The following is a 10,409-nucleotide window of genomic DNA, read 5'->3' on the forward strand; positions in this document are numbered from 1 at the left end:
ATAAATTATGAAAATTGTTAGGGAGGCGCTGGCCGGGACTATGGAGTCCAGCGACCTGATGGTGAAAATAGCCCCCGCTGATGGCGAGCTGGACATCGTCATCCACAGTGAAGTGATTAAGCAGTTTGGCGATCAAATTCGCCATGTGGTGACCACCACGCTGCGCGCCATGGAAGTCCACCAGGGACTGATCATTATTGAAGATAAAGGTGCGCTGGACTGTGTGATCCGCGCCCGCCTACAGAGCGCGGTATTACGCGCCAGTGACAGTGACAATATTGACTGGGAGAAACTGCAATGAAAAAGCTTCGTCGTAGCATGCTGTTTCTCCCAGGCGCCAACGCCGCCATGCTTTCCAACTCGTTTATTTACCGCCCGGACTCCATCATGTTTGACCTGGAAGATGCCGTGGCGCTGCGTGAAAAAGACACTGCGCGTCTGCTGGTCTTTCATGCGCTGCAACACCCGATGTACGAAGACATCGAAACCGTCGTCCGTATCAACCCGCTCAATACCCCGTTTGGCCTGAAAGATCTGGAAGCCGTGGTGCGCGCCGGGGTGGATGTGGTTCGTCTGCCAAAAACCGACACGCCGGAAGATATTTACGAACTCGAACGCCACCTTGAACGCATCGAAATGGCCTGCGGGCGTGAAATCGGATCCACGAAGGTGATGGCGGCGATCGAATCCGCGATCGGTGTTATCAATGCCGTGGCGATCGCGCGCAGTTCTCAGCGTCTGATCGGCATCGCGCTGGCGGCGTTTGACTACGTGATGGACATGCAAACCGAACGCGGTGACGGTACCGAGCTGTTCTACGCCCGCTGTGCCGTACTGCATGCGGCACGTGCCGCCGGGATCGACGCCTTTGACGTGGTGTGGTCGGACGTAAATGACGAAGCCGGTTTCCTGCGCGAAGTTGATCTGATCCGCAAAATGGGCTTTAACGGCAAGTCGCTGATCAACCCGCGCCAGATCGATCTGCTGCACAACGCGTATGCGCCAACGCAGCACGAAGTGGATCACGCGAAGTTAGTGATCGAAGCCGCAGAAGAGGGCGAACGCAACGGGCTGGGCGTGGTGTCGCTGAACGGTAAGATGATCGACGGCCCCATTATTAATCATGCGCGAATGGTGCTGGAACGTGCCGCCGCGTCCGGCGTGCGTCGGTAAGGACAGAACAATGAATCAGACAGAGCTTCTCCACGTTAACTTTCCGCATCTGCGCGATTTAAAACCGTTCGATAGCGCCCATGCCAGCACGCCGTGGCTTGCCGATCTCGACAGCAAACATAACCGCAAATTGTGCGCCACCCTGGAAGATGCCATTGCCCGCAGTGGCCTGAAAGACGGCATGACCATTTCGTTCCACCATGCGTTTCGCGAAGGCGACCGGGTGATCAATAACGTGGTGGAAATCCTGGCGCGACTGGGCTTTAAAGATCTGACGCTGGCTTCCAGCTCGCTGATGACCTGTAACGAAAGCCTGATTGAGCATATCAAAAACGGCGTTATCACCCGTATCTACACCTCCGGCATGCGCGGCAAGCTGGCGGATGCGATTTCCCACGGCCTGATGGCGGAGCCGGTGCAAATCCACTCGCACGGTGGCCGCGTGAAACTGCTGCAGGATGGAGAGCTGAATATCGATGTCGCCTTCCTCGGCGTACCGTGCAGCGACGAATTTGGTAACGCTAACGGCACCCAGGGGAAATCCTGTTGTGGTTCGCTGGGTTATGCCATGGTCGATGCGCAGTTCGCTAAAAAAGTGGTGTTGCTGACCGAAGAACTGGTGCCGTTCCCGAACATGCCAGCCAGCCTGGTACAGGATCAGGTGGATTACATCGTGCAGGTCGAGAGCGTAGGCGACCCGGCGAAAATCAGCGTTGGCGCGGCGCGCGTGACCAGCAACCCGCGTGAACTGATGATTGCCCGTTATGCGGCGGATGTTATCGAGCATTCCGGCTATTTCAAAAATGGTTTCTCCATGCAGACGGGTTCCGGTGCGGCTTCAACGGCCTGTACACGTTTTATGGAAGAGAAAATGGAACGTCTCGGCGTGAAGGCAAGCTTTGCGCTGGGCGGTATCACCGGTGGCCTGGTGTCGCTGCACGAAAAAGGTCTGGTGGCAAAACTGCTGGATACGCAGTGCTTTGACAGTGAGGCGGCAGCATCGCTGGCGCGTAACCCGAACCACGTGGAAATCTCTACCAACGTTTACGCCAACCCTGGCAGTAAAGCGGCCTGCTGTGACCAACTGGACGTGGTTATCCTCAGTGCGCTGGAGATCGACGTTGACTTCAACGTCAACGTTATCACCGGTTCCGATGGCGTGATGCGCGGCGCATCCGGCGGCCACTGCGACGTTGCAGCGGCAGCGAATTTGACCATCGTTGTGGCGCCGCTTCTGCGCAGCCGCATCCCGACCGTTGTAAAACGCGTCACCACGCTGCTAACGCCGGGCGAAAGCATTGATGTGCTGGTCACCGACCACGGCATCGCGGTGAACCCGGCACGCCCGGAAATCCGCGAGCGCCTGGTGAATGCCGGGCTGAAAGTGGTGGATATCGAAGCCCTGTACGCGCGTGCGATCTCGCTGACCGGGGCACCGAAACCCATTGAATTCACCGACCGTATCGTCGGGGTGATTCGCTATCGTGACGGCAGCGTGATTGACGTTGTGCGTCAGGTGAAGGAGAACATCTAATGACATTACTGACGCCCGTAAGAGCGGGCGTCAGCCTTGAAGCGCTGCTGACGGCGAAAGAAAACCGTGCAGCGCGCCAGGCTGACTGGCTCACTCATTATCACCATCCGGTTATCTCCCTGACGCTGGTCACCCCCGGCGCGCAGAAAGACAGTATCCGTTACCGTAACACCATGGGGGTGGCGCTACAGGCGTGCGATCAACTGCTGTGGCAGAATCACTGGCCAGTGCTGGATCGCCAGGTACTGTGGTTGCCGACCGGTGCGGAAGCTCTGTGGTGTGTTGACCATGCCGCGGCGGAAATTAAAGCCCAGTGTATTGAACTGGAACAGACGCATCCGCTTGGCAGACTGTGGGATTTTGATGTGATATGCCCGAAAAACGGTCAGGTGGGACGTCAGTCGCTGGATCTCAGTACCCGACGCTGCCTGGTCTGCGATGAGCCTGCCCACGGTTGCGCCCGTTCGCGCCGTCATCCCATGGAAGAGGTCGTGTCACGTGTGGAGACCCTGATCGATGGCTGGTTCGCTCGCGACTAAACTCGCCCGTTATGATGTCTGGGCGCTGGCCGCCACGGCACTGCGTCTTGAAGTCAATCTCACCCCCAAACCGGGGCTGGTGGACATGGCGAACAACGGTTCGCACAGCGATATGGATCACGCGTTATTTTTACGCAGTATCGATGCCATCACCCCCTGGTTTCGCGTCTTCGAAAAAGCCGGGTTCGAGCATGCTTTAAAACCCGCCAGCGAACAGTTGCGCTTATTGCGCCCGGCAGGAATGGCCTGCGAACAGGCTATGTTCGAGGCGACCGACGGTGTAAATACCCATAAAGGCGGCATCTTTTCCCTGGGGCTGATCTGCTTTGCGGCGGGGCGTTTACGCGGTCTGAACCGTCTGGTCTGTGCACAATCGGTCTGTCAGCAGGTGGCTGAGATCTGCAAAGGGCTGGTGGCGCGAGAGCTGGCTTCCCGCACGCATGCGACAACGGCGGGTGAAAAACAGTATCAACAGTTTGGCCTGACCGGCGCGCGCGGTGAGGCGGAACTGGGCTTTCCCACGATACGCCAACATGTGCTGCCGTACTGGTATCAGGAGGCGGGTGAACGGCGTTTTCACCATGCGCTGCTGCGCTTAATGGCGATAAATCCCGACAGTAATCTGGTCTCCCGCGGCGGTATCGACGGGCTGTGCTATGTGCAGGAATATGCGCAGACGCTGTTAAAAAACGGCTGGAACATGGCGCGCCTGCAAGAGATGGATAAGGCATTAATCAGTCGCAATCTCAGCCCCGGTGGCAGCGCCGATCTGCTGGCGGTCTCGTATGTGCTGGCGACGCTGGGCTAGCGGCAGACACTAACCGCCAGACATAAAAAAGCCCGGTGGCATCACGCGCACCGGGCAGGCATTAAATCAGTCAGGCTTACGCTTTTGCACGACGCCAGCCGCTTGCGGAACATGTTTGTATTTGAACATCGCCATGAACGCAAAGGCCAGAACCACAGAGTAACCGGCGAAAATCAGCCACACGGTTTTCCAGTCGGTTGCGCCTGCAACGGTGTACATCTCAACCACTTTACCGCTCGCCATACCGCCAAGGATACAGCCGAAGCCGTTGGTCATCATCAGCAGCATACCCTGCGCACTGGCGCGGATAGCCGGGTTCACTTCTTTCTCGACGAATACAGAACCGGAGATGTTGAAGAAGTCGAACGCACAACCGTAAACGATCATGGAGAGAACCAGCAGGACGGTGCCGAACGGGGTCGGATCGCCGTAAGCGAACAGGCCGAAACGCAGCATCCAGGCAACGATACTCATCAGCATGACGTTCTTGATGCCGTAACGGCCCAGGAAGAACGGAATCGCCAGGATAAAGACAGTTTCTGAAATCTGCGAGATAGACATCAACACGGAGGCGTGCGTCACGATGAAGCTATTCGCAAACAGCGGATTTGAGTCGAAGCTGTGCAAGAAGGTGTTACCAAACATATTGGTAATCTGCAGTTCCGCGCCCAGCAGCATGGAGAAGATAAAGAAAATCGCCATGCGTTTGTTTTTGAACAGCGCGAAGGCGTTCAAGCCCAGCATTTCCACCCAGGTCTGGTTTTTCTGGGTGTTGCTTACCGGCATGTGCGGCAGGGTCAGGGAGAACAGGCTAAGCACCAGGGAGAGTGCGGCACCGATATAGAGCTGCATATGGCTCAGTTCGAAGCCAGAGAAGCTCACCGCCCACATCGCCAGGATAAAGCCGATGGTGCCCCAGATACGAATCGGTGGGAAGTCCGTAACGATGTCATAACCGGCGTTTTGCAGGCGCGCGTAGGAGATGGTGTTGACCAGGCCCAGCGTAGGCATATACGCCAGCGAGTTGAGCAGGATAACCGCAAACATCGCACCCGGTGTGGTCACGCCAGCGGCGATAAACAGGGTAATAGCGCCCACCAGATGGCAGATAGCGTAAACCCATTTCGCGCTCAGCCACTTATCAGCCACGATACCCAGCAACGCAGGCATAAAGACCGAGGCAATACCCAGGGAGCTATAGACCGCGCCAATTTCCGCACCCTGGAATTTCAGGGTGACAAACATATAAGAGCCAAGCGTAGTCAGCCAGCTCCCCCACAGGCAGAACTGCAGGAAGATAATCACTTTAAGCTGCAGCTTAAGATTCATGTTAGTTTCCTCACCGAAGGCGTCTGATATACCTGTCATACTTCAGGCTGCATGTGCGTTGGCTTTTCTCACTCATCTCAGTCACTTACCAGAGTAAGCTCCTGGGGATTCGCTGCGTTGCCGCCATCCTGCAACTCGAATTATTTAGGGTATAGATGTTGGAATTAAGACAATTACTGTTGTTATGTGAGGCGATTCTATCATCGAAGCTGGGGCGAGATTGTTACATCCGACATATAAATGCAAACTTGATATGGTTGCAGTCGAATATAGTGACATTCGTCACATTTGTATGCGGGGGACACCCGTGTTCAAAGGGAATTCTTATCCCCTCCCGCTAAACGGAAGGGGATAAGTCACCTCTTACTTCGTGCGACGATAGCTTTTCTGCGCGGTATTCACTTTATAAAGGTAGTTACGTGACTCCGCAGAAGGGTGGCGTGTAGTCAGGGTGGAATAGACATCGCCCGGCGCCATCGTGTTGATGATATTCGCGGCCTGCACTTTGTCGCTGGAGAAGACGCGCAGAACGCTACCCGCACCGCCATTGTAAGCGGTGATGACGGCATAACGGCGCGAGGTGGGGTTGGTTATCCCGGAAAGATAGACATTATTGAGCATCGCCAGGTAAGCCGTGCCGGTATCGATATTGCTTTCCGGATCGAACAGATAGCTGCGACTCGGGGTACCGGATTTGCCCTGCGCGCGGAACACATCACGACCAGCGCTATGCTGCACCACCTGCATCAGCCCCAGCGCGTCGGAGCGGCTGACCGCATAAGGGTTAAATGACGATTCAGTCTGCATAATGGCCAGAATCAGCGATTCGTCAACGCCGTAGCGACGAGCGGCCTGATGTACCATGCCAACATATTTATGCGCACGTTTATCCAGATGGTTTGGCACCAGATTAAACGTCACGCTGTAAATGATTTTTAACCCGACGCTGCGTTTTTGCAGCCGCGTTTTCAGCAGGTAATCCGCGAAGCTGGTCGCACGCCCCATCCAGCGAATGGGCTGGCCCGTGTTATCCACCACCTGGCCATACAGGAACGGCTCTTTGGATATCTGGATATCATCCGCGTCGGAATAGAGATCGATAGAGCCCGGATCATCACCCATTAACAGGGTTTTGATAATGGCCTGGCGTAAATGTGCCGTAGGGTCTGTGCCGGAGATGGTCTCGACGGTGATGGTGCCTTCGTCGAAGTTGATGTGGCTTCGGGTTTGATACTGATCGGTGTACTTGACGTAATCTTTTGGACCGGCAATCAGTACTTCGCTAAATCCCCATAAGTTCTCGATATTGTGGGCGAACTGCCCCATTAAAATGTCAAAACCGTTGGTATCTTTAACCCAGGCTTCGTTATAGGTCTCGCCATTTTTATTTGAGCTGGAACAAGAAATAAGCAACGGCGCAATGATCGCTAGCGCTAAAAATTTTTTCATCATTCCGGAAGTATTGTTGGTTGTACAAATGACCCTGAATCAGGCCGCAGACGGCGGAACATCGCTGCGGCCATGCATTTATTTTTTATCTTCCGGCGTATAGCCTTCAATATGCACATCTTTGCCTTCGAACAGGTAACTCACCATTTCCTGTTCAAGCAGTTTGCGATGCTCAACGTTCATCATGTTGAGTTTCTTTTCGTTGATCAGCATCGTCTGCTTTTTCTGCCACTGGGACCAGGCTTCTTTGGAGATTTCATTATAAATACGCTTACCCAGTTCCCCCGGATAGAGCTGAAAGTCTTGCCCCTCTGCATCACGTTGCAGGAAGGTACAGAAAATAGTGCGGCTCATAAATAGTCCTCTTTACTCTGCGCGGCGTTACATCGCCACGCCGATGCGTAATTGTTGTAACAGGCGCTCCACGGGGGCTGCCAGGCCCACTGACGGCGGCTGCGCTAAGTTATACCAAAGACCTGTACCTTCATCCATGCAAGAACTGAACGAGGACACGGTAAGCCACACAGGCACAATATCCAGATGGAAATGGCTGAACGTGTGGCGAAACGCAATCAGTTGGCTGAGATTATCGGCCTTAATCTGATGTTGCGCCAGCCAGTCATGTAATGACGCTTCATCTTCAAACTGCGGGAAACAGAACAAGCCGCCCCATAACCCAACCGGTGGACGCTGTTGCAGGAAGACCTGATCGCCATGTTGCATCAACAGGAAATATGCGGTGCGCTCCGGCAGCGTTTGCCTGGGTTTTTTGCCAGGATACTCGGCCCATGAGTGGTTCGCGTAGGCAATACAGCCTGTTTGCAGCGGGCAAAGCGTGCATTTGGGTTTTGAACGAGTACAGACCATGGCGCCTAAGTCCATCATCGCCTGGTTAAACTGTTCCACCCCTTTGGCCGGGGTCACCTGTTCAGCCAGCTCCCACAGACGTTTCTCCACCTCTTTCTTGCCCGGCCAGCCTGCAACCGCGTAGCAACGCGCAAGAACGCGCTTCACGTTGCCGTCGAGGATCGCAAAGTGTTTACCCAGTGATAAAGAAAGAATGGCGCCGGCAGTCGAACGTCCAACACCTGGCAGTGCGGCAACCTCTTCAAAGGTTTGCGGGAAGATGCCGCCATGCAGTTCGGCCACCTGTTTTGCCGCTTTGTGCAGATTACGCGCACGGGCGTAATAGCCGAGTCCGGTCCATAAATGCAGCACTTCATCAAGCGGCGCATTAGCCAGGTCGGTGACGGTGGGAAACCGTGCCATAAAACGCTCAAAATAAGGGATGACAGTTGCGACCTGGGTCTGTTGCAACATCACTTCGGATAGCCATACTTTGTAAGGCGTTTTTTCAATTTGCCAGGGCAGGGTCTTACGCCCGTATTTGTCGTACCAGTCCAGAACCTGGGCTGAAAATTGAGACGCTTGCATGGTCACCAACATCGCGTTAACAGGGGGGCTGATTGCAGCACAGCGGCATGAACGTGTAAACCGGAACTTTCCGGTGCTTTCATCTTGCATACTGTATCGAACTTTGGATAATGCCCGTTTCCTGAACACTCTCACAAGCAGACTTATTTATGAATAACGACGTCATCTCACCAGAATTTGATGAAAATGGCCGCCCGCTGCGCCGTATCCGCAGCTTTGTCCGCCGCCAGGGGCGCCTGACCAAAGGGCAACAGCACGCACTTGATAATTACTGGCCGGTGATGGGCGTTGAGTTTGCTGAGCAGCCGCTCGATTTTGCCGCCCTGTTTGGCAATAGCGGGCCGGTGACGCTGGAGATTGGCTTCGGTATGGGCGCATCGCTGGTGGAAATGGCGAAAACCCGTCCTGAGCAGAACTTTTTAGGTATTGAAGTGCACTCTCCGGGTGTAGGGGCATGCCTCTCCTCGGCACATGAAGAGGGTGTCGGGAACCTGCGCGTGATGTGTCATGACGCCGTCGAAGTGCTGCACAAAATGATTCCTGACAATTCATTAAACATGGTTCAGCTCTTTTTCCCTGACCCGTGGCATAAAGCACGTCATAATAAGCGCCGTATCGTTCAGGTGCCGTTTGCTGAACTGGTGAAGAGCAAGCTGAAACTGGGCGGCGTGTTTCATATGGCGACAGACTGGGAAGCCTACGCAGAGCACATGCTGGAAGTTATGTCCTCTATTGAGGGTTATCAGAACCTGTCGTCGACTAAAGATTATGTGCCGCGCCCGGATTCGCGCCCGGTAACCAAATTTGAACAACGTGGTCATCGTCTTGGCCACGGCGTATGGGACTTAATGTTCGAGAGGGTAAAATAATGGCAAAGAACCGTAGTCGTCGTCTGCGTAAAAAGATGCACATTGACGAGTTTCAGGAGATCGGTTTTTCCGTCAAATGGCGTTTTCCGGAAGGCACCACTGAAGAACAGATTGATAAACTGGTCGATGAGTTTATCAGCGAAGCCGTTGAAGCTAACGGCCTGATCTTTGGCGGTAGCGGTTTCCTGGCATGGGAAGGTCTGGTCTGCAAACCGAACATTGGTCATTGCACCGAAGAGGACCGGGCGCTGATTCGTAAGTGGCTTGAGGAGCACAAACTCGAAGAGGTCAGCGTCAGCGAACTTTTCGATATTTGGTGGGACTAAGAATGAAAGGGTCGGCAATTGCCGGCCCATTTTGTCTCTACAGGAGTGGTTATGATGCGCAAGACGCTACTGGCGGTAGCACTGACGGCAACGGCTTTTGCCGCGAATGCGGATTACAAATGTAGCGTGAACCCGCGTGATGATGTGATTCTAAGCCCGCAAACCGTCCAGGTGAAAGGCGAGAACGGTAATCTGATCTTAACGCCGGAAGGTAACGTGACCTTCAACGGTAAACAGTATTCGCTGAGCGCCGCACAACGCGAGCAGGCAAGGGATTATCAGTCTGAATTGCGCAGCGCGCTGCCATGGATTGATGAAGGTGCTCGCTCACGCGTAGAGAAAAGTCGCGTGGCGCTGGACCAAATCATCGTCAAGGAAGTGGGCGAGAGCAGCAATATGCGTGGCCGCCTGACAAAGCTGGATGCCCAGCTTAAAGAGCAGATGAACAAAATTATTGAGCATCGCAGCGATGGCCTGGCGTTCCACTATAAAGCGGTTGATGACGTGCAGGCTAATGGTCAACAACTGGTGAACCAGGCGATGGGCGGTATTTTGCAGGACAGCATTAACGAGATGGGCGCCAAAGCGGTACTGAAAGGCGGCGGCAACCCGCTGCAGGGCGTGCTCGGTAGCCTCGGCGGTTTGCAGACCGCCATCCAGAACGAGTGGAAAAACCAGGAAGCGGATTTCCAGCAGTTCGGTAAAGATGTGTGTAGCCGCGTGGTGTCGCTGGAAGCTAACCGTAAAGCGCTGGTGAGCGGGCTTAAGTAAGGTTCTGTTGTTTCTCTTCTGTCTGTTCCCCTCACCCTAACCCTCTCCCCGTGTACGGTCCGGAGACATGGTAGACAGGTGTTCGGAGACATGGTGAACACTTTTTAACACCCTTTACCCATGATGATCGACCTCTTTTTCAGGTCGATCATCCCCACTTTCGTGCTGTACCACCAC

Annotated in this window: 13 protein-coding genes; 8 read left to right on the plus strand and 5 right to left on the minus strand. The window is 54.5% G+C overall.

Translation table 11 applies throughout. The features are described 5' to 3' along the window. Positions 1 to 7 precede the first annotated feature (7 nt). From citD to citG, 5 genes are read left to right on the plus strand one after another with little or no spacing between them, the layout of a single operon-like run. Complete coding sequence (gene citD / locus ABU190_RS18030; RefSeq protein WP_039078039.1) at positions 8 to 301, plus strand: citrate lyase acyl carrier protein; 294 nt, start codon at positions 8 to 10, stop codon at positions 299 to 301. Then, a complete protein-coding gene (citE, locus tag ABU190_RS18035; protein WP_039078038.1) occupies positions 298 to 1,173 on the plus strand; it encodes a citrate (pro-3S)-lyase subunit beta in 876 nt (291 codons plus the stop codon). Before citD ends, citE begins: the two co-directional genes overlap by 4 nt. A gap of 10 nt (positions 1,174 to 1,183) precedes the next feature. Then, positions 1,184 to 2,707, plus strand: coding sequence for a citrate lyase subunit alpha (gene citF, locus ABU190_RS18040; protein ID WP_296409277.1), 1,524 nt, complete (start codon positions 1,184 to 1,186; stop codon positions 2,705 to 2,707). Beyond that, a complete protein-coding gene (citX, locus tag ABU190_RS18045; RefSeq protein ID WP_047368905.1) occupies positions 2,707 to 3,246 on the plus strand; it encodes a citrate lyase holo-[acyl-carrier protein] synthase in 540 nt (179 codons plus the stop codon). The genes citF and citX overlap by 1 nt, the downstream gene beginning before the upstream one ends. Continuing rightward, positions 3,224 to 4,054, plus strand: a complete 831-nt coding sequence (citG, locus tag ABU190_RS18050) for a triphosphoribosyl-dephospho-CoA synthase CitG (protein WP_354692043.1) — start codon at positions 3,224 to 3,226, stop codon at positions 4,052 to 4,054. Before citX ends, citG begins: the two co-directional genes overlap by 23 nt. Positions 4,055 to 4,120: 66 nt before the next feature. On the opposite strand, the gene ABU190_RS18055 is transcribed toward citG, so the two are convergent. The 4 genes from ABU190_RS18055 to mutY all read right to left on the minus strand — a co-directional run bounded on the left by ABU190_RS18055 (position 4,121) and on the right by mutY (position 8,266). After that, positions 4,121 to 5,383, minus strand: coding sequence for a nucleoside permease (locus tag ABU190_RS18055; RefSeq protein WP_354692044.1), 1,263 nt, complete (start codon positions 5,381 to 5,383; stop codon positions 4,121 to 4,123). Positions 5,384 to 5,746: 363 nt separating this feature from the next. Continuing rightward, complete coding sequence (mltC, locus tag ABU190_RS18060; protein ID WP_039078033.1) at positions 5,747 to 6,835, minus strand: membrane-bound lytic murein transglycosylase MltC; 1,089 nt, start codon at positions 6,833 to 6,835, stop codon at positions 5,747 to 5,749. Positions 6,836 to 6,910: 75 nt separating this feature from the next. Continuing rightward, complete coding sequence (locus ABU190_RS18065; protein ID WP_039078032.1) at positions 6,911 to 7,186, minus strand: oxidative damage protection protein; 276 nt, start codon at positions 7,184 to 7,186, stop codon at positions 6,911 to 6,913. Between the two features lie 27 nt (positions 7,187 to 7,213). Continuing rightward, complete coding sequence (gene mutY, locus ABU190_RS18070; RefSeq protein ID WP_354692045.1) at positions 7,214 to 8,266, minus strand: A/G-specific adenine glycosylase; 1,053 nt, start codon at positions 8,264 to 8,266, stop codon at positions 7,214 to 7,216. 149 nt (positions 8,267 to 8,415) lie between these two features. On the opposite strand from mutY, the gene trmB reads away from it, so the two are divergent. The 3 genes from trmB to ABU190_RS18085 are packed head-to-tail and all read left to right on the plus strand — an operon-like array spanning position 8,416 to position 10,232. After that, the gene (gene trmB / locus ABU190_RS18075) at positions 8,416 to 9,135 is read left to right on the plus strand and encodes a tRNA (guanosine(46)-N7)-methyltransferase TrmB (protein WP_039078031.1); all 720 of its coding nucleotides are present in this window, start codon (positions 8,416 to 8,418) and stop codon (positions 9,133 to 9,135) included. Continuing rightward, positions 9,135 to 9,461 carry a YggL family protein gene (locus ABU190_RS18080; protein WP_354692046.1) on the plus strand — a complete coding sequence of 109 codons (327 nt, stop codon included), beginning with the start codon at positions 9,135 to 9,137 and terminating at the stop codon, positions 9,459 to 9,461. Before trmB ends, ABU190_RS18080 begins: the two co-directional genes overlap by 1 nt. Before the next feature lie 51 nt (positions 9,462 to 9,512). Next, complete coding sequence (locus ABU190_RS18085) at positions 9,513 to 10,232, plus strand: DUF2884 domain-containing protein (RefSeq protein WP_039078029.1); 720 nt, start codon at positions 9,513 to 9,515, stop codon at positions 10,230 to 10,232. Between the two features lie 104 nt (positions 10,233 to 10,336). Here the strand turns inward: ABU190_RS18085 and ABU190_RS18090 are convergent. Next, a partial coding sequence (locus ABU190_RS18090; protein WP_354691669.1) for a hypothetical protein occupies positions 10,337 to 10,409 on the minus strand: 73 nt, incomplete at its 5' end.

Source organism: Phytobacter sp. RSE-02 (assembly GCF_040578655.1).
GTDB lineage: Bacteria > Pseudomonadota > Gammaproteobacteria > Enterobacterales > Enterobacteriaceae > Phytobacter > Phytobacter diazotrophicus.

Bases quoted from the DNA above. Each gene is read 5' to 3' on its own strand.
- citD (WP_039078039.1), top strand. From the start codon at position 8: ATGAAAATTGTTAGGGAGGCGCTGGCCGGGACTATGGAGTCCAGCGAC.
- citE (WP_039078038.1), top strand. From the start codon at position 298: ATGAAAAAGCTTCGTCGTAGCATGCTGTTTCTCCCAGGCGCCAACGCC.
- citF (WP_296409277.1), top strand. From the start codon at position 1,184: ATGAATCAGACAGAGCTTCTCCACGTTAACTTTCCGCATCTGCGCGAT.
- citX (WP_047368905.1), top strand. From the start codon at position 2,707: ATGACATTACTGACGCCCGTAAGAGCGGGCGTCAGCCTTGAAGCGCTG.
- citG (WP_354692043.1), top strand. From the start codon at position 3,224: ATGGCTGGTTCGCTCGCGACTAAACTCGCCCGTTATGATGTCTGGGCG.
- ABU190_RS18055 (WP_354692044.1), bottom strand. From the start codon at position 5,383: ATGAATCTTAAGCTGCAGCTTAAAGTGATTATCTTCCTGCAGTTCTGC.
- mltC (WP_039078033.1), bottom strand. From the start codon at position 6,835: ATGATGAAAAAATTTTTAGCGCTAGCGATCATTGCGCCGTTGCTTATT.
- ABU190_RS18065 (WP_039078032.1), bottom strand. From the start codon at position 7,186: ATGAGCCGCACTATTTTCTGTACCTTCCTGCAACGTGATGCAGAGGGG.
- mutY (WP_354692045.1), bottom strand. From the start codon at position 8,266: ATGCAAGCGTCTCAATTTTCAGCCCAGGTTCTGGACTGGTACGACAAA.
- trmB (WP_039078031.1), top strand. From the start codon at position 8,416: ATGAATAACGACGTCATCTCACCAGAATTTGATGAAAATGGCCGCCCG.
- ABU190_RS18080 (WP_354692046.1), top strand. From the start codon at position 9,135: ATGGCAAAGAACCGTAGTCGTCGTCTGCGTAAAAAGATGCACATTGAC.
- ABU190_RS18085 (WP_039078029.1), top strand. From the start codon at position 9,513: ATGATGCGCAAGACGCTACTGGCGGTAGCACTGACGGCAACGGCTTTT.